Source organism: Maribacter sp. BPC-D8 (genome assembly GCF_035207705.1).
Classification (GTDB): Bacteria; Bacteroidota; Bacteroidia; order Flavobacteriales; family Flavobacteriaceae; genus Maribacter.
The window spans coordinates 4,570,093-4,594,364 of record NZ_CP128187.1 but is presented as its reverse complement, the minus strand read 5'-3'; the positions used below and the strand labels follow the sequence as shown (position 1 = coordinate 4,594,364).

The following is a 24,272-nucleotide window of genomic DNA, read 5'->3' as shown; positions in this document are numbered from 1 at the left end:
ATTATTTAACACTAAATCCATGTTTAAAAATCAAAATTTTAAGTTAAAAAAAACATAATGCTTCTTAAATTTTACAAAAATATTAACGAAACAGGTACTGACGAGGCTGGAAGAGGTTGCTTGGCGGGACCTGTGACCGCTGCAGCAATAATACTGCCAGAATCTTTCGAAAACTCAATTTTAACAGATTCAAAGCTTTTATCTGAGCGAAAAAGAGAACTTCTAGAACCTCTTTTAAAGAATGAGAGCATATGCTTTGGCATTGCTCATATTCAGCCTACGATAATAGATGACATCAATATTTTAAATGCTTCTATTATGGCGATGCATAATGCGATAGATTCCCTATCTCAAATACCAGAGTATATAATTGTAGATGGCAACAGATTTAAACCTTTCAAAAACATAGACCATTCTTGCATAATAAAAGGGGACTCTAAATATCTAAGTATTGCAGCAGCTTCTGTATTGGCGAAAACTGCTCGTGACGCCTACATGTTAAAACTACATGAGGAATACCCTATGTATAACTGGAAAAAGAACAAAGGCTACCCTACAAAAGAGCACAGAGCTGCCATTAAAAAATATGGACCTACCAAGTACCATAGAATGAGTTTTAAGCTTTTGCCAGACAACTAAATTTTATGTAACAAATAGTATAACTTTGCACAAACTTTTCGCATGAGGCTTACTTTATTATATGCTTTAATTATCCTTTTCGGCATATCTTGTACATCTAAAAAAAAATCTGAAAATTCTATCTTAGATTTAGTTCCCCCTAATGCCAGCGTAGTTTTTAAAATAAATGATTTTGAAACGCTTAATGATGAGCTTACGACTAACGAAATTTTAAATTCACTTGAGTCGCAAAAGCCATTTATAGATGTAAAGAAAATTCTAACTCCGATTAACTATCTTACTAATCAGAAAAAAGGGTTATTAGCTTTATCGGCTGATAGTACTCGAATAGATTATACCTACATATCATCAGATAGTTTAGTGATTACTAATGGTGATTCTATTTCGAACAAAAGTATTGAGTCGTATAATTATAATGAGGTAGCCATCACCACATACAAAATTGAAAAGGACACTTTTTATAGCACGTTGATCGAGAAGCATTGGGTTTTAAGTTCTTCTCAATCATTACTACAAAACCTTATAAATACTATTGAAACCCCAGTAAAAAATGAATCGTTAGAACGCTTTTACGAAGTTTCGAACACTGACAAGGTTGCAAATATTTGGATAGATTTAGAAAGTGGCAGAATGCTATTTCAAAAATTACTTTCTGATGATCAACATATTTCAAGCTTCGGAAGTTCGATGTCTCTAGACCTATCCTTAAAGGACAACGAAATCTTATTTAACGGGGTCGCTGAATCAAATGTAGGTAAAAATCTATTCCTGAATCTATTCAACAACACAAAACCTATTCAAAACAAAACATGGAGTTTAACACCTAGCGATGCCAACAATATGACATCATTTGGTTTAGATGATTTTAATAAATACACTCACAACAAAACACTTAACAACTACCCCACCACGGTTTTAGATTCACTTCTTAGTACCGTTGAAGAAATTGGAATCGCGGAGTATAACAACGAACACGTTTTGTTTTTGAGAACATACGGTACCGCAACACTACTTGACTATATTAATGAGGAGAAAGTATCTGCCGAAGAATTTAGCAGTAATGAAATTTGGGGATTAAAATCTAATCTTGAAATATTTGACCCGTTAACACCTTTAATTGGAGAACATTCTTTTGAATTTGCGAGTATTGTTGAGAATACTTTTCTTTTTTCTAAGTCTAAGAGCACGCTAGAATCTGTAATCACCAAAATAAAAACGGGTGATACTTTTGACAAGACCACCTTATTTAAAAATGCAGAAAACAATCTTACTTCTTCTTCAAGTGTAGTGTCCATTTCCAATTTAAAAGGTTTTGTTACCGCAATGAATGAATCTGTTTCTAAAACCCTAAGCAATTCATTTGCCTCCAGCAAATTAGATGATTATGTTTTTGCCTCTCAGATAATCGCAGATGCGGGATTCTTTCACACCAATTTCTTAATAAAAAAAATTACAAAAGAAGAGGAGTCAAGTTCTGTTTCTTCTGCTTTTGAAGTCAAATTCGATACTGACCTGGCTACCTTACCACAATTTGTAACGAACCATAGCAATAGAAGAAAAGAGATTATAGTTCAAGACCAAGAAAATATACTCTACTTAATTTCTAATAGTGGAAAAATTATTTGGAAAAAACAACTTAACGGAACTATACAGGGTAAAGTTCAGCAGGTTGACTTGTTTAAGAATGGAAAATTACAGTTAGCATTTACCACGAACAACGAATTCTTAATTTTAGATAGAAATGGAAAAGATGTTCAATCGTTTACCAAAAAGTACACTGGTGGTAACTTAAACCCACTAGCCGTATTTGACTATGAGGGCCGTAAAAATTATCGCTTTGTTGTTACTCAAGATAAAAACGTATTCATGTATAACAGCAAAGGAGACATAGTTAAAGGTTTTACTTATGATACTGCCGAAGCACCCATAGTAGCCGCTCCTCAACATTTTAGAATCGGTAAAAAAGATTATATCGTTTTTAAATTAGAGAACGGTCAATTAAAAATAACTAACAGGGTAGGTAAAACTAGGGTTAACGTTAAAGACAAGTTCTCATTTTCTGATAATGACATTAAGCTGTATCAGAACAAGTTTACATTTACCTCTGTCGACGGTATACTGTATCAAATAGATGCTAACGGAAAAATCTCATCAAGTAATCTAAACCTTGCCAAAGACCACGGTATAGATGCTACTTCAAGAACTTTAGCTATCATGAATGACAATACTTTACAGATTCGCAACAAGAAGGTAGAGCTTGAATTAGGAGTATATTCAAAACCAACCATCTTTTACCTTAACGATAAAATTTACGTTTCAGTTACCGATATACAAAATCAGAAAATATACCTCTTTGATAGTCAAGCTGAATCAATTCCAAATTTTCCGATTTTTGGTAGTTCACCAATTGACATGGAAGATATAAACGGAAATAAAAAACCAGAATTTGTATTTAAAGACCAAGAAAACAGCTTTAAAGTTTTTAAAATACGATAATACACTTGAAAGTTAAATTCACAAGCATTTAAATACCGATCACACATATCATTCAGAATAATGAAATGATTTTCATATATTTAAGTAGTTATTAATCAGAATCTTAACTATATAAAAAATGAAAATCAAATTACTTAACGCATTATTTTTTTTAATCGGGATCGCATTCGTTACCGCTCAAGACAACTGCAGCACATTCTACCCTATGAACGAAGGTGTTTCAATGGAATACACCAATTACAATAAAAAAGGAAAAACTGAAGGTGTTAGCACCTACAAAGTTATCGAAGCAAACCACAATGGCGATACTACTACTGCCACCATGTCTATAAACTTAAAAGACAATAAAGGAAAAGATATTTACAGCACTAGTTACAATTTAGCTTGTAGCGGCAACGCAGTTACTTTAGATTACGAATCTTTATTACCTACCGAAATGATGGAGCAATATGGTGATATGGATATTGAAATATCTGGCAATGACATTGAAATACCCAATGAACTTACCGTAGGTCAAAAATTGAAAGATGCTAATGTAGCTATGAAGATTGGCATGAGCGGTATTAACATGAATATGACCGTTGATATGACAAACAGAAAAGTAGAGAAAAAAGAGAGTGTAACTACTACTGTCGGCACTTACGATTGCTTTGTTTTATATAGCGAAAACCGTTCTAAAATGATGATGGCTAACCAAGTTTACCCGTCGAGAGTTTGGCTTGCAGAAGGCATTGGTATGGTTAAACAAGAAACCTATAAGAAAAACGGAGATGTAATGAGCAGCACATTGCTTACGGCACACAGCAAATAATAACTTAACCATACCCAACTTTAAACCGAGGCTAAAGCCTCGGTTTTTTTATGCGCGTATGTTAACGTTATCCCTAATAAAATAATATAAATATTCATTATTAAAAAACCAATATTAACAGTAATCACCTACAACATAAACACGCTGATAGCGTTATCTTAATTAGCTATTACGAAATGAAAAGAATACTTGCCGTAATTTTTATTCTACTATCGATTTCATGTAGTAAGGATGTTTCTACCGAAATAGATTCTCTTAACTCAGAAACAACAAAATGCAACTATAAATTTAAATGTAGCTATGATATTAATATACTTAATGACTTTGGCAAAGGCCCCATCGGTTGCGGCTCTGAAACCAACCCTACAAAAAATCCAATAGGTGGCGGATTAGGCTTCTATAAAGACATGAGTATTGCTTGTATATCTAACAAAGTATACAACACCAACGAATTAATTTCTGCAATAAAAAATGCGCAAGATGGAGATATAATTTATTTGGACGACGAATCAATTTTTGATTTAACTAACCTACCTACAATAAAAGTCAATAACAGTATCATTATAATGAGCGGCAGAGGAATAAATAACTCAAACGGAGCGTTAATCATTGACAAAAACCAATATCTAGGAAACCAAAAAATTGCTAATTCAAAAACTAGCATATTTAAAATTTCCTCCAATCTAGTTCAATTCACAGGTATAAGAATTAGCGGTCCACATCCAAATAAAATAGACCCATCAATTAGGTCTATGGCAATTTTAATAAATAATAGTAATTGTGTAGAAATAGAAAATATGGAAATAGAAAACTTCTCTCACGCAGCCATTGCCTACGTAAACAGTAAAAATGGATATGTTCACCATAATTACATTCATAATTCACAAGGAATAAGATTAGGTTATGGAGTTTTATTAAATGGCGAATCTGAGGTTTTAATTGAAGCAAATCTATTCAAGGACAATAGACACGATATATCTGGAACAGGACATCTAGGTCAAAAGTATGAAGCTAGATATAATTTAGATTTAAGAAACTCCACAGATAATTTTTCCAGAAGTTTTGACATGCACGGCAGAGATGAAAAAAATTGTGCTTCATCAAGCAATGTTGGTGGATCTACAATTGTTATTCATCACAACACTTTTTTAGACAATAGAGATGAATCTATTCTATTAAGAGGGCATCCACAATTTGGAGCATGGATTTCCAATAATATTTTTCCAACATCAACAAGAGAAGAATCTCTACGTCAACCATCATGTGATATCGAACAAGTCTATTGGAATTCTAATTGTTTTAATTAAGATTTAAAAATCCTAATTAAACAATGAGCAAATACAAAAAAAATTAACCATTAAAAAACAACCCACCTATGCTAAATAATCACTTCCGCTTCAAAAAGCACTTGAAAATGTTTCAATAGTTTTTGTTTTACCTCATTTAAATCAACCTCTTTTTTTCCTAATTCTACATTTAAAGAAGTCACGGATTTCCCTTTAATTCCGCATGGGATCATCATATCAAAATATCCTAAATCGGCATTGACATTTAATGCAAAGCCATGCATGGTTACCCATCTACTGGCTCTTACTCCCATTGCGCATATTTTACGTGCAAACGGGGTACCGACATCTAACCATACTCCGGTTTCCCCTGGAGATCGTTCAGATTTTATTCCGTATTCAGCTAAGGTCAAGATGACCATTTCTTCTAAAAAACGAAGGTATTTATGAATATCTGTAAAGAAGTTATCTAAATCTAAGATAGGGTAACCCACTATTTGACCCGGACCGTGATAAGTGATATCTCCTCCTCTATTTATTTTATAAAAAGTAGCTCCTTTGTCAGCTAAGACTTTTTCATCAACTAAGAGATTAGAAATGTCTCCACTTTTACCAAGTGTATACACATGAGGGTGTTCAACAAAAAGAAAATGATTCGGAGTCTCTAAACTCAATTCTTCTCTTCTATTTCGTATTTTAAGGTCAATGGTATCTTTAAATAACTGCTCTTGGTAGTCCCAAGTCTCCTTATAATCCTTCAGACCTAAATCTTGTACGTGCACCTTCTTATTCATCTTACAAAGATATGAAAAGGAATATCCTATTTTTCTAATTCTACTTCGATGACCATAGATTCTGGATCTTTCATCATCTCTAAGAAATTTACCTCATGTACCATAGTTTTTCCATCCATAGAAAAAGTTGCTTCTTCAATGTTGGTAGACTTTACACGTCTTGGAAAATGATACTTAAAAGTATATGTAGAACTAGATAGAAACATTTCTGCACTAGCCAAACTGTCTAAACTTTTTTCAAATAATTCTTGATCTAAGATTACTGTTTCACGTTTAAATGTGTTCTTTTCAAAACTGTAATTAACCGTAGTAGTCTCTTCTGTTGCACCAGCTGGCATTGATTTACCGCCTGCAACAGGACCTATAGCACTAGCATTTTGAAAAGCATTAAAGGCATCATTTACCTCAGACACTTTTTTGAAGTCTGTAAACATATTAAAATTCATGACTCCGCCTTCAGGATCAACTATCATACGTAAACTAAAAGGCTCTAATCTTTTTAGCTTAGCTTGCTCTTCTGGCGATAACTGCGCTATACTATCCTTTTTTTCTCTTAGTAAGTCTTTAAAGACTAAAGTAGAATCTATTGCTTTATCTAATTCTGTAGAATCAGTTTCTGGTATCATTTGCATCATTTCATTACCGTCGAAAAGAATGCTCAGTTTACCTGACCCGTCTTCATTGAAATAAATTTCTTCAGTAAAATTACAGGCAGCGAAAAGTACTGTTATAATAACAACAGATAGAATTTTAAAAAGTCTCATGTATTTTGGTTCTAGTTAGGGTTATTCAATATAACTAATGCAGCGATTACACCTGGTACCCAGCCGCAAAAAGTCAAAAGTAGAACAATTACAAAAGAACCACAACCTTTGCCTAAAACTGCTAAAGGAGGAAAAAAGATGGCGAGCAATACTCGAATTAAACTCATTTGATTATTATTTTGATTGATTGATGTACCTTATAGGTCGTAATTGCAAACGCTTTGTTACAAAATCTATTAATTTTATTATCCACAAACTAATCAATGTTCAGAACAGTATTTTTAATCCTTATTCTTTTCTCCTGTTTTAAAGGTTTATCTCAATATAGTTTCGAAGGTCAAATTGCAGATGAGCAAAGCGGAAAGACCATTTACCTATCTATCATTGAAGATTACAGGAAGTTTGGTAGAATATCAATGGAACAGATTCTTAAAAAAACTACTACCGATACATTAGGATATTTTAGTTTCAAAGGGAATAACCTTAACGATGACAATAGAATTTACAGAATTCATTTAGATGATTGTTCTGATGCTTCTTCAAACTCTGAACACTTTTTTGGCAGTTGCGAGTTCAGCAAAAGCATACTTTTTGTTGCCAATAATAACGACACCATTACTTTCCCTACTTCTTTTGCAAATGAAGAACTCTGTGAAATTACCTCAACAAACAGTAAATCATCTACCTTTTTAGATATAGATATTTTAAAAGAAGAAATGGCTTTCGATTTTAATGAATTTAGAAGTGATGCGAATAGAAAGCTGAATTCTAAAAAGTGGTTCTCGACCTTGCAAGATTTCGGAGAAAATTTAGATGAGCCTTTAGCCGAACTCTATATTTTCAACTTTTTATCAGATAAAAGAAATGATACCTACAGCTATTACCTAAAAGATATTGGCAAGACAAACTATTATAATGAACTTGGCGAGCGATTACTTTCTAAATACCCAAATGCGCCCTTTACCGATTTGTATTTAAATGAAATAGCAATTGACCAACAATTAAAAGATAGCACTTCATCAAATTCTGATTTTTGGAAATGGTTACTTCTAGCCTTACTCCTACTCTCTATATCGCTCAATATATACTTTGTTTTGAAACAAAGAAGCACTTCAAGAAACTTGCAAAGCGATTCTCTCGCAAAGCTAACCGAGCAAGAAAACAACGTTATTCAACAAATTCTTGAAAACAAAACCAATAAAGAGATTGCAGCAGCCATGTTTATCAGTGTAAGCACTGTAAAGACCCACATTAACAACGTTTACAAGAAATTAGAGGTGTCGTCGAGAGACGAAATAAAACAACGTTTTCAATAATCTTTTAAATTTCCACCTAGGGTCTAGTACCTATTTCCACCCCAAGAAATCAATTTTACTCTCGTAATTTCTAGAATTTTCAGGTCTAATATAAAAACTGAAAATCATGAAATTATCATTTGTATTGACCACACTTCTCTTAAGCTTCTTCTTCAACTCATTTTCTCAGAATACCAACCAAGAGATTATTATTGACAATCAACAACCCTTTTTATTGGGAGAAATAACTGTTGGCGGACTCTCAGCCAACTCCTACAAAACATGGTTCGAACCTAATTTCGAAAACTATGAGAGTGACCAAATTCAAATTGATGTATTTAAAGAGCAACTAGCTTCTTACAAAATCTTGATTTTTATGGGTACTTGGTGTGGTGACAGCAAACGCGAAGTTCCTAGATTTCTTAAAATTCTAGAATCTGCAGATTACCCAATGGAGAACTTGAAAATAGTTGCTCTTGACCATCGAAAAAAATCGTATAAGAAAAGTCCGCAGGGTGAAGAATGGGGATTAAACATCCGTAGGGTTCCTACATTTATTTTTTACAAGAACGGAAGAGAAGTGAATAGAATTATTGAAACACCCATAACAACATTAGAAGGTGACATATTGAAAATTATTTCGCAAAAAGAATATATTCCCAATTACGCTTCTTCATTACATTTCGACTGATATTATTCATCAATCAAAAGCATGTGGTTAATAGCGTATTTTATAGTAACTTTTAAAACCTTTATAACCGCTATTACCTTAGATTACTATGAAATATGCTCACATGCTTTATAAATTAACCTTAATTGTTTTTCTGTTTAGCTCTCTACCTTCATGCAGCCAGACCGAAGAAATAAGATTTGAGCAAATAGTAGGCGACCCAAATAATCAAGAAATTATTACGTATTTAGCGCTCGGCGATAGTTATACTGTTGGGGAAAGTGTTGATTTTGAAGATAGTTTTCCTGCTCAACTGAGTACAAAAATTGAAGAAAATAAAAATCTTCAAGTCAATACAACGGTAATTGCACAAACCGGATGGCGAACAGATCAGCTCATTTCAGCTGTTGGTGGTCGCGAATCTGCAGATTATAATTTAGTTACGCTATTAATCGGTGTAAACAACCAGTTTCAATCTAGACCTTTTTCTCAATACGAAACTGAGTTTACCGAATTATTAAACAAAACAATTAATCTAGCTGGTAATGATGCTAACAAAGTAATCATACTTTCAATACCTGATTACTACTACACACCATATGGACAAAGTAATGGAGACGAACTGATCTCTTTTCAACTGGATAAGTATAATAATTTCGCCAAGTCTATTGCAAAAGAAAAGGGAGTTACTTTCCTCGATATTACAGATATAACGCTAAAAGGTTTAGACGAACCGGAATTGGTCGCCAATGACGGATTGCATCCTTCTGGGCTTGCTTATGAAAAATTTGTAGAAAGACTCTATCCTTTAGTGTCTACAAGATTGAAAGATTAATACATATCGATTATATTTGCCAGCTAAATAAACGAAGGCATGCAATTATCGGAGCAAGAGCTTATCAGAAGAGAAAAATTAGAGAAATTAAGAGCACTAGGTATTAATCCTTATCCAGCGGCTTTATATCCTGTAGATGCTACATCTGCAAGTATCAAATCTAATTATGAAGAAGGTAAACAGGTTATTGTTGCCGGTAGACTTATGTCGCGTCGTATTCAAGGGAAAGCATCTTTTGCCGAACTACAAGATAGTACCGGTCGTATTCAGGTTTATTTCAATAGAGATGAAATTTGTACTGGTGAAGACAAAACCTTGTACAATGATGTTTATAAGAAATTACTTGATATTGGTGATATCATTGGTATCGAAGGTGAACTTTTTACCACTCAGGTAGGTGAAAAAACGATTATGGTAAAGAAATTTACCATGCTTAGTAAATCTCTAAGACCGTTGCCATTACCTAAAAAAGATGCCGAGGGTAAAATATATGATGAGTTCAATGATCCTGAGCTACGTTACCGTCAACGTTATGTTGATTTGGTTGTTAACCCAAAGGTGAAAGAAACCTTCATTAAAAGAACTAAAATAACCACGAGTATTCGTGAATTTTATAATGCAGCCGGGTATTTAGAAGTAGAGACTCCGATTTTACAACCTATACCTGGTGGTGCAACTGCACGTCCGTTTTTAACGCATCATAATGCATTAAATATTCCTTTATACTTAAGAATCGCGAACGAACTTTACCTTAAAAGGTTAATAGTTGGTGGTTTTGATGGTGTCTATGAATTTTCTAAGGATTTTAGAAACGAAGGAATGGACCGTACCCATAACCCAGAATTCACCGTAATGGAATTGTATGTTGCATACAAAGATTACAACTGGATGATGGATACCACCGAGAAACTATTGGAGAAAATTGCGATGGATTCTAATGGTGCCACAAAAATTACGGTTGGTGAGCATGAAATTGAATTTAAAGCTCCGTATGCACGTGTGCCTATTCTAGAAGCGATAAAAATACATACAGGCTACGATGTTGCTGGCATGCCAGAAGATGAACTTCGTGAAACTGCCAAAAAATTAGGTCTTGAAGTTGACGAAACTATGGGCATCGGTAAATTGATCGATGAAATATTCGGTGAAAAATGTGAGCACTTCTACGTGCAACCTACATTTATTACCGACTACCCAAAAGAAATGAGTCCGCTTACGAAAGAACACCGCGACAACCCTGCATTGACAGAGCGTTTTGAGCTTATGGTAAACGGTAAAGAGTTGGCTAACGCTTACTCTGAGCTTAATGACCCTATTGATCAAAGAGAGCGTTTTGAAGATCAATTGAAGCTTTCTGAAAAGGGAGATGATGAGGCTATGTTCATTGATCAAGATTTTCTTAGAGCTCTTGAATATGGTATGCCCCCAACTTCTGGTATTGGTATTGGTATTGACCGTTTGGTGATGTTGATGACCAACAATGCGTCGATACAAGAAGTATTGTTCTTCCCACAGATGAGACCTGAGAAGAAACCTTTACAACTGTCTGAAAACGAAAAGGTAATTTTCGATATTCTTAAGGCGGAAAAGAAAATGGAGCTTGACGCCCTTAAAACTAAATCTGACTTAAGTAACAAAGCTTGGGATAAAGGCATTAAAGGGATTACGAAGCAACAATTGGCTAAAATCTACAAAGAGGACGATGTTCTTTTGGTAGAAATTTTAAAATAGTCATTTCAAGGGACGTTAAAAAATAGTAGCTTAGAAGCTGGCAAAACCAACCAGCATGAATTTAAGTAGCAAAATAGGCCTGTTCGCAGGTCCTATCATATTTTTCATTATCCTTTTTTTACCCAATGTACTGATATCTGAAAATGCAGATGCTGTAATTGCTGTTGCACTGTGGATGGTTATTTGGTGGGTTACCGAAGCGGTTTCTATTTCTGTAACCGCACTGCTGCCTTTGCTTCTATTTCCTATTTTAAAAGTGATGCCCATTGGTGATGTTGGCGCAAATTATGGCAGCCCTATAGTTTTTCTATTCTTTGGCGGCTTTGTAATGGCATTGGCTTTAGAGAAAGTTAACCTTCACAAACGTATTGCCTTAAATATTATTCGACTTACGGGCACAACAGCTAATAAAGTAGTGCTCGGTTTTATGATTGCTACTGCCGTATTAAGCATGTGGATCAGCAACACTGCAAGTACCGTGGTAATGCTGCCCATTGCCATGTCGGTTATTAATCTACTGATTGAAGATGAAGACGGATTCACAAAACGAGATCGAAACTTTGCGTTAAGTGTGATGCTAGGTATTGCTTTTGCCGCTAACGCTGGCGGTATTGCAACTGTTATTGGCACTCCGCCAAATTCGGTTCTCATTGGCTTATTAGAAAATGAGTACAATATTGAAATATCATTTCTAAAATGGATGGTTATAGGACTTCCGTTTTCCCTAATCATGATATCCATTTGTTATTTTGTTCTCGTAAAAGTCTTTTTCCCTACTCATGGATTAAAATTTAAAGCATCAAAAACTATCATTCACGAAGAACTCCACAAATTAGGACCAACATCAGGAAAAGAAAAAATGGTTCTTGCCATATTCGGAGTCACTATTTTTCTTTGGGTATTTAGAACCTTAATCAATTCTATATTTCCAAGTCTTGGGTTATCAGATACACTAATCAGTATGTTTGCCGCCATTACACTATTCGCACTTCCATATAATCTTAAAAAAGGAGATTTCATCTTGCAATGGAAAGATACCCAAAAGCTCGCATGGGGAATTCTAATTCTATTCGGTGGCGGACTCTCATTAGCAAAAGGCATGTCGGTTTCTGGTATTGTCGATTTAGTAGCAGCAGTTATTGGACAGAGTGATTTGAGCATTTTACTCACCGCCTCTTTATTGATTATACTAATGTTGTTCATGACAGAGCTGATGAGCAACGTAGCTCTTGTTGCCGTACTTGCGCCTGTAGTGGCAGGTATTGCGATTGGCTTAGGCATACCCATCACTTATTTACTGATACCTATTACCATTGCAAGTAGCTGCGCCTTTATGTTACCCATGGCTACACCACCAAATGCTATTGTATTTGCCAGTGGCTATATTAAGGTTCATGAAATGGCGCGCGCAGGTGTCATATTAAACCTAATTGCAGTGCTATTATTAATAGGATTATTCCATTTTGTTCTTCCGCTTTTATTTTAAAATTCCCTAAAAAAAATAAAGCCCTTGCAGATGCAAAGGCTTTATAATCGACTAATTCAGAAATGAAAAATGTTTATTCCTACTTAATAGACGCCTTTCTCTCTGCATTGTTACAAATAGGCTTAAGAAATTATTAACTATTTGTTCCAGATATTATTTCAATCTTTGAAAGATTACCTAACTAACTCACAAATGAAAAGAAAATTACTAGTAAAATTATTGCTGTTTTTATGTGTTTTTGGCTACCAAAGTGCCGAAGCCCAAATTTTTAAAAAGAAGAAAAAAAATACTGAACAAGAAGCCAGTAAATCATCAAAAGACAAAATTCAACCTTACAATAAGGTTATTACAAAAGATGCTGTTAGCGATGCGGGACTTTTTACTACCCACGTAGTTGACGAGAATCACTTTTTTGAAATTCCCGATTCACTATTCAATAAAGAAATGTTGATGGTAAGTCGTATCTCTAAAACTGCCTCAGGTATCGGTTTTGGTGGCGGAAAAATTAATACGCAGGTTCTACGATGGGAAAAGAAAGACAAGAAGGTACTTCTTCGTGTTGTATCTCATGATGTGGTTGCTGCAGACTCTCTTCCTGTTCATGAAGCTGTAATAAACTCCAATTTTGAGCCGGTTTTATATTCGTTTGATATTAAAGCTGTTCAAAAAGATTCTCTAAATCCAACTACGGTTATAGAGGTTAATGATATTTTCATAAAGGATACCAAGGCTTTTGGTATGCCAGATAGATTTAGAAAAAGATATAAGGTTTCTCGTTTAGATGAAGGTAGAGGCTATATTGAATCAATCAAGAGTTACCCTTTAAATGTAGAGGTACGCCACATTAAAACATATTTAGCTAGTGCCGCACCTAGTAACCAAAGTTTAGGTTCTATATCTGTAGAAATCAATAACTCTATGGTATTGTTACCTAAAGAACAGATGAAGCGACGTTATTTTGACGAACGTGTTGGTTGGTTTGCTCGTGGTCAAGTAGATTACGGATTAGAAGCTCAAGAGAGCAAGACCATCAAATTTTTAGACAGATGGCGTTTAGAGGTGAAAGATGAAGATGCCGAAAAATTCAAGAATGGCGAACTTGTAGAGCCTAAAAAACAAATTATCTATTATGTAGATAGAGCTACACCTAAAAAATGGGTGCCATTTATTAAACAAGGTATAGAAGATTGGCAAATTGCTTTTGAAGCTGCAGGTTTTAAAAATGCGATTATCGCCAAAGAAGCTCCGACTGAAGAAGAAGATCCAGAATGGTCTCCTGAAGATGTACGTTATTCTGTAGTGCGTTATTTAGCTTCTCCAATACCTAATGCAAATGGTCCACATGTTAGTGATCCACGTAGTGGCGAAATATTAGAGTCTGATATCAATTGGTATCATAATGTAATGACCTTATTAAGAAACTGGTACTTCGTGCAAACTGCAGCTATTAACCCGGCAGCTAGGGGCGTTTCTTTCGATGATGATGTTATGGGACGCTTAATCCGTTTTGTATCGTCTCACGAAGTAGGGCATACTTTAGGTTTACCGCACAACATGGGTAGTAGTGTTGCATACCCTGTAGATTCACTTCGTTCTAAATCCTTTACAAAGAAATACGGCACCGCTCCATCTATTATGGATTATGCCCGTTTCAATTATATAGCACAACCTGGTGACGAAGGAGTGGCATTAATGCCAGATATCGGTATTTACGATAAGTATGCTATTCAATGGGGATACAAACCTATACCGAATACCACTGCAGAAGAAGAAAAATCTATATTAGATAAATGGATTATGGCACATGCCGGTGATCCTTTATATCGCTTTGGACACCAACAGGTAGGTGACATTGTTGATCCTAGCTCACAAACCGAAGATTTAGGTGACGATGCCATGAAAGCTGGCGAATACGGTATTGCTAACCTTAAAAGGATTGTTCCGAAATTAATTGAGTGGACAGCCGAAGATGGTAAGACTTATGAAGATCTAGATAAGTTATACGGACAAGTATTCTCTCAATTCAATAGATACATGGGTCATGTCTCTAATAACATTGGTGGAGTTTATGAAAACCATAAGACCTATGATCAAGAAGGTGCTGTTTATACTGCCGTACCTAAAGAGAAACAACAAAGAGCAATGGCTTTTCTACATGAACAGCTTTTCGAAACTCCAATGTGGATGCTGGATCAAGATATTTTGGAGCGTACAGAGTACTCTGGTTTCTTAGAGCAAATGCGTTCTATGCAAGTACGTACATTAAACAATGTACTAAGCTTAGGTAAAATGGCAAGATTAATTGAAAATGAAACCATCGATAAGGCTGAAGCATATGCTCTTGCACAAATGATGAGCGAATTAAGAAAAGGCATTTGGTCTGAAGCTAAAAACGGTAAAGCTGTAGATACCTACAGAAGAAACTTACAAAAAGCACATTTAGACCGTTTAGAATATTTACTAACAGCAGACAATCAAGCCAAAGCTTCTGATTTCGGTGGCTACAGAAAATCAACAGTTGTCAACACTAGCCAATCTGACATTAGGACTATTGCGAGAGCAGAACTGAACATTTTAAAGCGCGATATTAGAAATGCTCGTAATAGGACCTCTGATATGATGACAAAATATCATTACGACGATGTTTCTGAGCGTATTAACGTCATTTTAGACCCTAAGTAAGAACTCATTTTATGATCGATTAAATGCACTTATCGATGAACAACCAATATCATCGACGAATGAAATATATTTACCACATTTTAAATATTCTAGACATCAAAAAAAGCCCATTACACAACAATGGGCTTTTTCATACGTTATTGTTTTTTAGATTAGCAATGAATTTAAACCCCCAAATCATGACAAGTAAATTAAAAAGCCTTATTTATCTAGCTTGTTTCATCTGCGCTTCTGTTGTTTATCATCAAAGCACAAGTGAAAATGAACAAAAAGAAATTGTAACTAATACTTACGATCAAGAAGCTGACATTGTAATTAACCCTTACAAAACTATGGAGGGAAGAACACCGTCAAATTAAAAATTCACAAAATTTACCTACTTAAAAGCGCGGCTACCTACAGCCGCGCTTTTTTATTTTAAGCACTTTACTCAGCCGTTAAACTTTTACTAAAATGAAGTTTGGCATTAAACCTATTTGAAGTATTCATGTCAAAGAAGCGAATAAGTAAAATAATAAACATGAAAAAAATAGTAATGGCCATTTTAGTAATGGCGGCAATATCGGTAAGTGCACAAGATCATAACATGAAAGGCAAAAGAGGCGACATGAAGGATTTATCTCCTGAACAAGTAGCTACCCTACAAACCAAAAAAATGACCTTGGCATTAGATTTAAATGAATCGCAACAAGCTAAAGTAAAAACTATTCTAACTAAAGATGCTACAGCTAGAAAAGCAAAAATGGCAGATAGAAAAGCTAGCAAAGAAGATGGTAAAAAGGTGCTAACTTCTGAAGAAAAATATGCTAAGCAAAATGAGCGATTAGATTACCAAATAGCACGTAAGAAAGAAATGAAATCTATTCTAACTGCTGATCAATTTAATAAATGGGAAAAAATGAGCCACAGAAAAAAAATGCGTGGTCATGGTAAAGATAAAGGCGACAAAAAAGGAAAACGTTCGTCTAAAGAATAGTTTTTAAACTACATCAAATAAAAAAAGACCTGCTTTTAGTAGGTCTTTTTTGCATTTAATCGATTCGTGATTTCTTCTGCAACTACCCTAAAATACAGCAATAAGCATATAATTGATTCATTCATGGATGAATTTGCATACTTAACCAATAAATTTCATGATACTGCTATTATTGAGGTACTTAGTTAGTTCGAATTAAAGACCAAATTAATTTTTAACCTGTGGTCTACGATTAGAATTTTAAGATACTAAGCCATGATATCAAAAAAAATAGGTTATTTATTACTTCTTATAGCCTTTAGTTTATTGACCAGTTGTCAACAAGAACTATACAAGTCTAACAACAAGTTTAATATTCCTGAAAAGAGTACTGAAGAACCTCTTGTTCAGTTTTTAATAGAGCCAACAAATTATAGTGCTATTCTTGAAACAGAGAATTTGGCAAAGGCTTTTGACTATTCTAAAATTGCCCACAAAACTTTATGGGTTAACCAATTCAACGAGAAACTTAATATTGCACCTACTACAAGGGTTGTAACTGTGCACGAAACTGCTGGGCTAAGTACTATCGCCATAGACAGTCTTTTAAAATTTGTTTCTAAAGGAGGAACCTTATTTGTTACTAAAGCTGCCAAAGATGAGCGTATGTCTTACTTTTTTGGAATGACGCCTGATGCTGACTGGAGCACGAACAAGGAGGCTTCTGGTCTATTCTTTAACAAAGCGCTTTTTCCGGGTATGCAAGGGCGTGGTTTTGACAATAAAACTGTTCACTTAGGTTTTGACGGAGCTAACTTTTCTAGCAACGTAAATATTTTGGTAGAGGCACATAACAATAAAGAATATCCTGTTTTAATTGAGAATAGAATAGGTAACGGAAAAGTTATTCTATACAACTCATCTCAAATTCTTAAAAAAGAAATGAGAGGTCTTTTATTTTCTGCAAGTTTATTAGGGCTTGAAGGTATTCCTTATCCCATTGCGAATATTGGAACTTTATTTCTAGATGATTTTCCAACGTCTATGTATGATGATAATGGAAAAGCGATCAACGTACAAAAAGGTATCAGTAAATCTGAGATGCTAAAGGCAGATTGGTGGCCAAAAATGAAAAAGCTTGCTCAAGAAGAAGATATCAAGTACTCTGCCTACGTAACTTTCAATGCCAATGAAAAAAACACTGGAGACCCCAATTTTAAAAGCTGGAATCAAACTGGGTTATTAGACGGCAAAAATGAAAACGGCACCAATAAATGGCTTACCAATGAATTTACCAATAGAGGTCATGAACTTGGTTTTCGTGGTTACAATGACTTACCGCTTTCTAAAAAATTATGGAAAGACACGGATCTTATTTTAGACAACGCAAAAGCTTCTGCCAATAAATGGGAAGATAATGTTTCAAAAACATTACCCAACTCTTATGTTGCTCCAGACAATCAAATAGATAGTCTAGGTCTTATAGCACTAAAGAAAGGGTTTCCTAGCTTAAACTTTCTACACACTTCTTTTTTAGGAGATGTTTATGAAGGTGGTAATAGAGAGTTTGATCCAGACCCACTAAACAACCGCTTTTTTGATTACCCGCGTTTAAGTAGCGGCTATACCATTTCACAGAAAGAACAATGGGCAATAGAATCTACATACTTATATACCGGTATTTGGTCTCATGTATTAAATACTAATGATATTTTAAAAATCGGTAGCACATCAAATGCTATTGGTGAATTAAAAAAGCACATTGTCGATTACAAAAAAAGACATCCTTATATGAAGTTTTTAACTGCCAAGCAATCTACAGAGGCAGCAATGGACTGGCGTTACCAAAGTATTCGTCATTTAAGTTATGAAGGGCAATATGAAGTTTCTAGTTCTTTAAATACCGATGAAAAGAAAGACTCGTATTGGCTCATGTATGTTGAAGAGCATAACAATGTTAAAGTCCATGAAAAACTATTCTTTGATCAGGTCGAATTCTCTTCGGTTCCATTATTAAACGGTTTTCTTTACAGTATTAAAACGAAGACGCCGAATATAAGCGTACCAGATATTCGTCCGGAAATAAGAACTCTTATAGGTACCACCTCAACTTTAATAACCAATACCAAAAGCGATTACAAATCTTATAATAAGAGCAAGCAGACTATGGTACCGCTCAAGCAAAAAATCGACAGATTGGTAGTGGAAGAAAAAACCGAAGAGGCAACGAATTTAATGGAGAAATTATTTAAAAATAATAAATTCATTAACTCTCAGCAGATAGTTACCTATGCCGAAGGCATGAAAGCGCAAGGTAAAACCGACCAGCTTTGGTCTCAGTTAAATGGATTGTACTTAAAAAATCCTTCTAGCTCGTATGCTGATTTTTCTAGGGATATTAGCACAGTAAGTAATTACCCATCTCCAACAGTTAAAAAAATGTGGATGGAAAGACAGATGGAATGGGGACAAAATGATGTAACCATTTTAAAAGAATACTACGACAATTTTAATACAACTGACAACACTGAAATTATAGAACAGGTTTTAGAAGTGCTTTACACTATAGAGCCAAATGAACAGAATAAGTTGGCGTATTACGAATTTCTAGCAAAGTCTAATGATGAAGACATTATTAAAAAATTAGATAACATTGAACCTTGTAGCATTTCTAACAGAGATTTAGCAACATCAATTAGCCAGATTTATGCTGATAAATTAAATTTTGAAAAGGCAGAGCAATGGCAAAAATGCGGAAATATCTCTCCTGAAATTGTTAAAGAATGGAAAGAAAAAACTAGGACTATAGAAAGTAAGAAGTTTACAGATTTCGAATATTATGTAAGATATTTATTGGTTAATGACCCAGACAAAGCGGTACAAGAATTAAGAGATATTGAAATATGTAGACCCGACCTTGTAAGATTATCTAAAAACATAGCATTATTATTTGCGGAATATACCCAATACCAAAAAGCATTGGACTGGAGTACTTGTACCAATACCATACCTGTAGCAAAATTGCTAGATTGGAATTTAGAATTTGCAAATGGCAGATATTTAAACAAAGTCTACGCGAACCACATAGATAAGAATCCTAGAGATTATAATACTATGAGCCACATGGCAAAATTACTTTTATTAAAAGGTGATGTCAATGGAGCTGGTGAAATTGCCATCAAAATACCACCGTCTAAAATCGATCTCGATTTTAAAATTGCATTTAATAATGAGGTAAAAGCTGAATCTGACGAAAAGCAATCTTTATACATCAGTAAGTTTAAAGTATTAATGGATGACGCCATTGTTAAGAAATCAGAAGTTGAAGCAAGAAAAAATAAAGGTCACTCTATAGGGCTTACCTCAACGGCAATAGCAGATAAATTCAACCCAACATTGTTCAATAATGCTTTTGACTTTGGGTTCTATAATAAGAAACTAGACTTTCACCAATTTTCTATTGTACAGGGTACTGCTTATTCAGTTTTAAAAGACACCATTGTACCTAATGATATTGGTAGAGATTTGTTAGGTGTAGCATATCTATATAAAAAAGAGTCTGATCAAAAGAGTCCGTTTTATGTAGGTGCAAAAGTAGAACTAGATAACTTTAATAAAGTATTCTTTCATTTTAAAACGGGAATAGATTTCATTGGTGACACCAGCAGATCTTCTTTAGCCTTAAAAGCACACCCTGTTAGAACTGGCCCTGGGTATGATCTAAACATTTACGACATACAAGTAAAAGCTACACAAGAGTTTGAATACTCATCTAATTTAAACCATGAATTCTACATAAAAGCCGATTACTATACCGATAGTCAATACTATGCCATTGGTGGTACGCGCGTAGAATACAATCTATTAAACTTAGATAAATTTAAACTTGGGCCTTTAGTCGAAGGTGCTTACGGCGTTGGTTCTGAAGATAGAAGAAACGGATTCCCGTATTGGTTGACCGAAGACAGACTTTTTGCCGGTGGCGGATTGCAATTTCAACTTGGTAATGATGATTCTGATTTTAATCTAAAGAGTGATTTCTCTCTTTTTGCCGAGCAAGACGAAGATAGTTTTCAACGTTATGAAGGTGAATTGTCGTACAGGATTAAAAACTTCACTACTATTAACTTAAACTACTCGTACTTTACAATTGATCAGTTTTTCTCAAATGCTGTTCAACTAGGTATTCAATATAATTTTAAATAGTATTATAACTAACTCAAACAAAAAGAGCCCTCAAATGAGGGCTCTTTTTGTTTGAGTTCAACTAAACAAGACTATGCTATTATTTAGAATTTCTACATTACTTTAATAGCCTTTCAAGACTACCGCACTTTCAAACATAAGTAATAGTATATTTGAATAATTCTTATGTTTTAGAATAATCATTAGATTGATACTTACTTCTAATTTTAAAATACATCATGAAAATTATACGAATAGTTCTAATATTTTTATTTGCATTTTTAATGCTTGCAGGTGCATTCAATCATATTTATGCACCTGAAACTTATAAAGCATTTATACCAAATTTTATACCCGAACAACTAGCTAATATACTATCAACAATTGCTGAAGCAATAATTGGTATTGCTTTGATTATTCCTAAATATAGAAAATGGGGCGGACTCGGTTTTGCTATATTGATGATACTATTCTTACCAATTCATATTTGGGATTTAACAAAAGAAATACCTGCAATCGGTTCTAAAGTCGGTGCTATGGTTCGTCTTGCTGTTCAAATATTATTTATAGCTGCCGGTTGGTGGATTTACAAATCTTATCAGTCAAAAGATTAAAATTCTATTTCTTTCAAGGCATTTATAGTTGCGTCTATATCTTCATAGCTTAGTGCATCATTAAGAAAATAACTTTCAAAAGCACTTGGTGGCAGGTAAATACCGCGCTCTAACATACCATGAAAATACTTCTTGAAAGTTTCATTATCACCTTTCGCTGAAGAAGCAAAATCAACTACGGGCTCATCGGTAAAATGAACCGAAATCATACTCCCGTATCTATTTATTTGATGTGCTACCTTTTTCTCTGTTAATACTGCAGCAATACCTTTATGTAGGTATTCTGCTTTGTCAGCCAGACTATTAAATACTTCGGGGTTATCGTTCAATGCTGTCAACATTGCCAAACCAGCGCTCATCGCTAACGGATTTCCACTTAATGTACCTGCTTGATAAACGGGACCATCAGGAGCTAAAAAGTCCATGATTTCTGTTCTTGCAGCGAAAGCGCCTACTGGCAGTCCACCACCGATAACTTTACCATAAGTAACAATATCAGCCTTTATATTTAATACTTCTTGAGCACCGCCTTTCGCTAAACGAAATCCGGTCATTACCTCATCGAAAATTAATAGAATTCCCTCTTGAGTACAAATGTCGCGCAGCCCTTTCATAAAAGCATCCGTAGGTACAATACAACCCATATTACCAGCAATTGGCTCAATGATGATAGCAGCCAATTCTCCTTTATTGGCTTGCACCAATTCTTTTACTCCGGCTAAATCATTATAATCTGCCAACAAAGTGTCTTTTGCCGTGCCCTGAGTAACACCCGGACTATTGGGACTACCAAAAGTAACCGCACCACTACCCGCTTGAATCAAAAACGAATCTGAATGACCGTGGTAGCATCCGGCGAATTTTATAATTTTGTCTTTACCTGTAAACCCTCTAGCCAAACGAACCGCACTCATGCAAGCTTCTGTTCCACTGTTCACAAACCTAATTTTATCCATATTAGGCACCATAGAAATAGCCAGTTTCGCAAGCTCTGTTTCTATTTCGGTCGGCATACCAAATGAAGTACCGTTCTGTGCCTTTTCTACCACAGCGTTGATTACAGGCTCGTAAGCATGACCTAAAATTAATGGCCCCCAAGATGCTATGTAATCTATTAGCTTATTACCATCTTCATCATACAAATAAGCACCTTTGGCTTTCTTTACAAAAATTGGATCACCACCAACAGCTTTAAATGCACGTACTGGTGAATTTACGCCGCCAGGTATATATTTTTTTGCCTCTGCGAACAGGGCGCTACTTCTTTGATAAATCATTCTCTTACTAAATTTTACTATTATTTGACTTTAATAGGCTGCCCAATAGACAAATCTGCACTTCGCAAATTATTCAACTTCATCAGTTCATCGACGCTCATATAGTACTTTCTTGATAATGAATATAAGGTATCACCCTTTTGCACTGTATGTATGTTATTAGAATCTGTTGTGACTACTGCTGTATTGTTATAATTTACTTTTCTAGTTTGCTTATCATATTTATGCAAATCGTACTTTTCTATTAAATAGATAAGCTTTTGTGGATATCTCGGATCCGTTGCATAACCTGCCTTTCTTAAACCCCTTGCCCAACCTTTATAATCGGTATGTCTTAAATTAAAAAGAAATGCATATCTCGACCTTGTCGTCAAAAAAATACTATGGTCTCTAAAAGAATACATTGGGTGGTTATATTTTCTAAAGCATTCTCCCTTTTCATCATCATCATGAAAGTCGTAATCACCTTCCCAACCTTTATGACATTTTATACCAAAGTGATTATTGGTTTTCATTGCCAATTCTCCTTTTCCGTTACCACTTTCTAAAAGTCCTTGTGCCAAAGTAATACTCGCAGGTATGCCATACCCCATCATCTCTAGCTGAGCGGTTTCTGCAAATGTGCTTATGTATTCTGTCGGAGAACTTATATTGAAACGAACAAATTTAGATGGCTCTGCAGGCAGACTTGCATTTCCTTCTTTCTTAGAAATATCTGTAGTTGATTTTCTACGTTCGTTTTGAACGTTTTTGGTACGTAATTGGTCTGAGTAACTTTTCTTGGATTTACAGGATGTCAACCCTATACCCATTAACAAAACCAATAAAATTATCTTTTTCATATATTCAACAAAGGTAAATTTTTCTTTTTCAGTACACTATTCATGCCAGCAATACCTTGCAAACCACCTGTATGTATTGCTAAAATCTTTGTTCTAGGTGCAAAAGTATCGTGCTTTATCATATCGAACAACCCAAAAATCATTTTTCCGGTATAAATTGGATCTAAAGGAATACCCGTTTTTTCTTTAAACTCATTTATAAATAGAATTAGTTCTTCGGATGTTTTTGCGTAACCCCCAAAGTGATAATCGGTCAATAGCTGCCAACGTTTATTGTGGACAATTTTTTCAATTTCATCTCTCAAAAAATCACCTTTCAATGCCGAAAACCCCAAAACGTTCTGATGCGGAAAAGATGCATTTATTAATCCGGATACCGTACCACCAGTACCTACGCTAGTGCACACAACATCAAACTCTTCATCATCTTTGGTAATAATTTCTTCGCAACCTTTTATAGCTAAATTATTTGTACCGCCTTCTGGCACTAAATAAAAATCACCAAATTTTCTTTTTAAACCTTCAATGAATTCTAGATTCCCTTTTTCTCTATAGTCGCTTCTACTTATGAATTTAAAACGCATTCCGTCGTCATAAGCTTTCTTTAAGGTAGCGTTTGTTTGCCAAGAACTTTCAAGCTCTTCGCCACGTATTATACCAATAGCACGAAATCCTTTTTCTTTTGCCGCATAAGCCGTCGCCGCTATATGGTTAGAATATGCACCGCCAAAAGTTAGTATAGTGGTCTTATTTTCTGCTTCAGCAGCTAATAAATTGTACTTGAGTTTTCTGTATTTATTACCAGAAATAAAAGGATGAAGTAGGTCTTCGCGTTTAAGAACAAGGGGTACTTGTTTTTCTGCTAATAAAGGATGTTCAACAAGTTGATTGATGCTTTGCAAGTAGGGCG

General features: G+C 34.7%; 20 protein-coding genes. 14 read left to right on the top strand and 6 right to left on the bottom strand.

What is annotated here, in order from left to right; translation table 11 throughout:
• Nucleotides 1–57: 57 nt before the first annotated feature.
• The 4 genes from QSV08_RS20020 (at nucleotide 58) to QSV08_RS20005 (ending at nucleotide 5,253) form a co-directional block, all read left to right on the top strand.
• Nucleotides 58–639, top strand: a complete 582-nt coding sequence (locus QSV08_RS20020) for a ribonuclease HII (RefSeq protein ID WP_324025463.1) — start codon at nucleotides 58–60, stop codon at nucleotides 637–639.
• Nucleotides 640–681: 42 nt separating this feature from the next.
• The gene (locus tag QSV08_RS20015; RefSeq protein ID WP_324025462.1) at nucleotides 682–3,135 is read left to right on the top strand and encodes a ribonuclease HII; all 2,454 of its coding nucleotides are present in this window, start codon (nucleotides 682–684) and stop codon (nucleotides 3,133–3,135) included.
• A 118-nt stretch (nucleotides 3,136–3,253) separates the two neighbouring features.
• Entirely contained in the window at nucleotides 3,254–3,946 is a 693-nt protein-coding gene (locus QSV08_RS20010) for a hypothetical protein (protein WP_324025461.1), read from the top strand.
• A 176-nt stretch (nucleotides 3,947–4,122) separates the two neighbouring features.
• Nucleotides 4,123–5,253, top strand: a complete 1,131-nt coding sequence (locus QSV08_RS20005) for a hypothetical protein (protein ID WP_324025460.1) — start codon at nucleotides 4,123–4,125, stop codon at nucleotides 5,251–5,253.
• A 71-nt stretch (nucleotides 5,254–5,324) separates the two neighbouring features.
• Here the strand turns inward: QSV08_RS20005 and lipB are convergent, their stop codons facing one another.
• Genes lipB through QSV08_RS19990 form a run of 3 tightly spaced genes read right to left on the bottom strand, consistent with a single transcriptional unit; the run spans nucleotide 5,325 to nucleotide 6,957 of the window.
• Complete coding sequence (gene lipB, locus QSV08_RS20000) at nucleotides 5,325–6,026, bottom strand: lipoyl(octanoyl) transferase LipB (protein WP_324025459.1); 702 nt, start codon at nucleotides 6,024–6,026, stop codon at nucleotides 5,325–5,327.
• A 26-nt stretch (nucleotides 6,027–6,052) separates the two neighbouring features.
• A complete protein-coding gene (locus QSV08_RS19995) occupies nucleotides 6,053–6,790 on the bottom strand; it encodes a hypothetical protein (RefSeq protein ID WP_324025458.1) in 738 nt (245 codons plus the stop codon).
• A gap of 11 nt (nucleotides 6,791–6,801) precedes the next feature.
• Nucleotides 6,802–6,957, bottom strand: a complete 156-nt coding sequence (locus QSV08_RS19990; RefSeq protein ID WP_073240341.1) for a YqaE/Pmp3 family membrane protein — start codon at nucleotides 6,955–6,957, stop codon at nucleotides 6,802–6,804.
• A gap of 96 nt (nucleotides 6,958–7,053) precedes the next feature.
• On the opposite strand from QSV08_RS19990, the gene QSV08_RS19985 reads away from it, so the two are divergent.
• The 10 genes from QSV08_RS19985 (at nucleotide 7,054) to QSV08_RS19940 (ending at nucleotide 21,243) form a co-directional block, all read left to right on the top strand.
• On the top strand, nucleotides 7,054–8,106 hold the full coding sequence (locus tag QSV08_RS19985; protein ID WP_324025457.1) for a helix-turn-helix domain-containing protein: 1,053 nt from the start codon (nucleotides 7,054–7,056) through the stop codon (nucleotides 8,104–8,106).
• A 106-nt stretch (nucleotides 8,107–8,212) separates the two neighbouring features.
• Nucleotides 8,213–8,776 carry a thioredoxin family protein gene (locus tag QSV08_RS19980; protein ID WP_324025456.1) on the top strand — a complete coding sequence of 188 codons (564 nt, stop codon included), beginning with the start codon at nucleotides 8,213–8,215 and terminating at the stop codon, nucleotides 8,774–8,776.
• Between the two features lie 103 nt (nucleotides 8,777–8,879).
• The gene (locus QSV08_RS19975) at nucleotides 8,880–9,590 is read left to right on the top strand and encodes an SGNH/GDSL hydrolase family protein (RefSeq protein WP_324025455.1); all 711 of its coding nucleotides are present in this window, start codon (nucleotides 8,880–8,882) and stop codon (nucleotides 9,588–9,590) included.
• Nucleotides 9,591–9,629: 39 nt separating this feature from the next.
• The gene (gene lysS, locus QSV08_RS19970) at nucleotides 9,630–11,321 is read left to right on the top strand and encodes a lysine--tRNA ligase (RefSeq protein WP_324025454.1); all 1,692 of its coding nucleotides are present in this window, start codon (nucleotides 9,630–9,632) and stop codon (nucleotides 11,319–11,321) included.
• A gap of 55 nt (nucleotides 11,322–11,376) precedes the next feature.
• Nucleotides 11,377–12,807: an SLC13 family permease gene (locus tag QSV08_RS19965; RefSeq protein WP_324025453.1), complete on the top strand. Its 1,431-nt coding sequence runs from the start codon at nucleotides 11,377–11,379 to the stop codon at nucleotides 12,805–12,807.
• Between the two features lie 192 nt (nucleotides 12,808–12,999).
• Nucleotides 13,000–15,489 (top strand): zinc-dependent metalloprotease, encoded by a 2,490-nt coding sequence (locus tag QSV08_RS19960; protein ID WP_324025452.1) that lies wholly within the window; start codon nucleotides 13,000–13,002, stop codon nucleotides 15,487–15,489.
• A gap of 179 nt (nucleotides 15,490–15,668) precedes the next feature.
• Entirely contained in the window at nucleotides 15,669–15,848 is a 180-nt protein-coding gene (locus tag QSV08_RS19955) for a hypothetical protein (RefSeq protein ID WP_299800783.1), read from the top strand.
• Nucleotides 15,849–16,009: 161 nt separating this feature from the next.
• Nucleotides 16,010–16,465, top strand: a complete 456-nt coding sequence (locus QSV08_RS19950; RefSeq protein WP_324025451.1) for a hypothetical protein — start codon at nucleotides 16,010–16,012, stop codon at nucleotides 16,463–16,465.
• A 255-nt stretch (nucleotides 16,466–16,720) separates the two neighbouring features.
• Complete coding sequence (locus tag QSV08_RS19945; RefSeq protein WP_324025450.1) at nucleotides 16,721–20,650, top strand: DUF2194 domain-containing protein; 3,930 nt, start codon at nucleotides 16,721–16,723, stop codon at nucleotides 20,648–20,650.
• A gap of 218 nt (nucleotides 20,651–20,868) precedes the next feature.
• Entirely contained in the window at nucleotides 20,869–21,243 is a 375-nt protein-coding gene (locus tag QSV08_RS19940) for a hypothetical protein (RefSeq protein ID WP_324025449.1), read from the top strand.
• On the opposite strand, the gene hemL is transcribed toward QSV08_RS19940, so the two are convergent.
• Genes hemL through QSV08_RS19925 form a run of 3 tightly spaced genes read right to left on the bottom strand, consistent with a single transcriptional unit; the run spans nucleotide 21,240 to nucleotide 24,264 of the window.
• A complete protein-coding gene (gene hemL, locus QSV08_RS19935) occupies nucleotides 21,240–22,520 on the bottom strand; it encodes a glutamate-1-semialdehyde 2,1-aminomutase (protein ID WP_324025448.1) in 1,281 nt (426 codons plus the stop codon). The genes QSV08_RS19940 and hemL overlap by 4 nt on opposite strands.
• Nucleotides 22,521–22,540: 20 nt before the next feature.
• Nucleotides 22,541–23,362 (bottom strand): glucosaminidase domain-containing protein, encoded by an 822-nt coding sequence (locus QSV08_RS19930; protein ID WP_324025447.1) that lies wholly within the window; start codon nucleotides 23,360–23,362, stop codon nucleotides 22,541–22,543.
• Nucleotides 23,359–24,264 carry a 1-aminocyclopropane-1-carboxylate deaminase/D-cysteine desulfhydrase gene (locus QSV08_RS19925; RefSeq protein WP_324025446.1) on the bottom strand — a complete coding sequence of 302 codons (906 nt, stop codon included), beginning with the start codon at nucleotides 24,262–24,264 and terminating at the stop codon, nucleotides 23,359–23,361. Before QSV08_RS19925 ends, QSV08_RS19930 begins: the two co-directional genes overlap by 4 nt.
• Nucleotides 24,265–24,272: the final 8 nt, after the last annotated feature.

Excerpts from the sequence above, each read along its gene's own strand:
- QSV08_RS19990 (WP_073240341.1), bottom strand. The coding sequence starts at position 6,957 with ATGAGTTTAATTCGAGTATTGCTCGCCATCTTTTTTCCTCCTTTAGCA.
- QSV08_RS19995 (WP_324025458.1), bottom strand. The coding sequence starts at position 6,790 with ATGAGACTTTTTAAAATTCTATCTGTTGTTATTATAACAGTACTTTTC.
- hemL (WP_324025448.1), bottom strand. The coding sequence starts at position 22,520 with ATGATTTATCAAAGAAGTAGCGCCCTGTTCGCAGAGGCAAAAAAATAT.
- QSV08_RS19980 (WP_324025456.1), top strand. The coding sequence starts at position 8,213 with ATGAAATTATCATTTGTATTGACCACACTTCTCTTAAGCTTCTTCTTC.
- QSV08_RS20010 (WP_324025461.1), top strand. The coding sequence starts at position 3,254 with ATGAAAATCAAATTACTTAACGCATTATTTTTTTTAATCGGGATCGCA.
- QSV08_RS19965 (WP_324025453.1), top strand. The coding sequence starts at position 11,377 with ATGAATTTAAGTAGCAAAATAGGCCTGTTCGCAGGTCCTATCATATTT.
- QSV08_RS19930 (WP_324025447.1), bottom strand. The coding sequence starts at position 23,362 with ATGAAAAAGATAATTTTATTGGTTTTGTTAATGGGTATAGGGTTGACA.
- QSV08_RS20005 (WP_324025460.1), top strand. The coding sequence starts at position 4,123 with ATGAAAAGAATACTTGCCGTAATTTTTATTCTACTATCGATTTCATGT.
- QSV08_RS19960 (WP_324025452.1), top strand. The coding sequence starts at position 13,000 with ATGAAAAGAAAATTACTAGTAAAATTATTGCTGTTTTTATGTGTTTTT.
- QSV08_RS19940 (WP_324025449.1), top strand. The coding sequence starts at position 20,869 with ATGAAAATTATACGAATAGTTCTAATATTTTTATTTGCATTTTTAATG.
- QSV08_RS20020 (WP_324025463.1), top strand. The coding sequence starts at position 58 with ATGCTTCTTAAATTTTACAAAAATATTAACGAAACAGGTACTGACGAG.
- QSV08_RS19950 (WP_324025451.1), top strand. The coding sequence starts at position 16,010 with ATGAAAAAAATAGTAATGGCCATTTTAGTAATGGCGGCAATATCGGTA.
- QSV08_RS19955 (WP_299800783.1), top strand. The coding sequence starts at position 15,669 with ATGACAAGTAAATTAAAAAGCCTTATTTATCTAGCTTGTTTCATCTGC.
- lipB (WP_324025459.1), bottom strand. The coding sequence starts at position 6,026 with ATGAATAAGAAGGTGCACGTACAAGATTTAGGTCTGAAGGATTATAAG.
- QSV08_RS19985 (WP_324025457.1), top strand. The coding sequence starts at position 7,054 with ATGTTCAGAACAGTATTTTTAATCCTTATTCTTTTCTCCTGTTTTAAA.
- QSV08_RS20015 (WP_324025462.1), top strand. The coding sequence starts at position 682 with ATGAGGCTTACTTTATTATATGCTTTAATTATCCTTTTCGGCATATCT.
- QSV08_RS19945 (WP_324025450.1), top strand. The coding sequence starts at position 16,721 with ATGATATCAAAAAAAATAGGTTATTTATTACTTCTTATAGCCTTTAGT.
- lysS (WP_324025454.1), top strand. The coding sequence starts at position 9,630 with ATGCAATTATCGGAGCAAGAGCTTATCAGAAGAGAAAAATTAGAGAAA.
- QSV08_RS19975 (WP_324025455.1), top strand. The coding sequence starts at position 8,880 with ATGCTTTATAAATTAACCTTAATTGTTTTTCTGTTTAGCTCTCTACCT.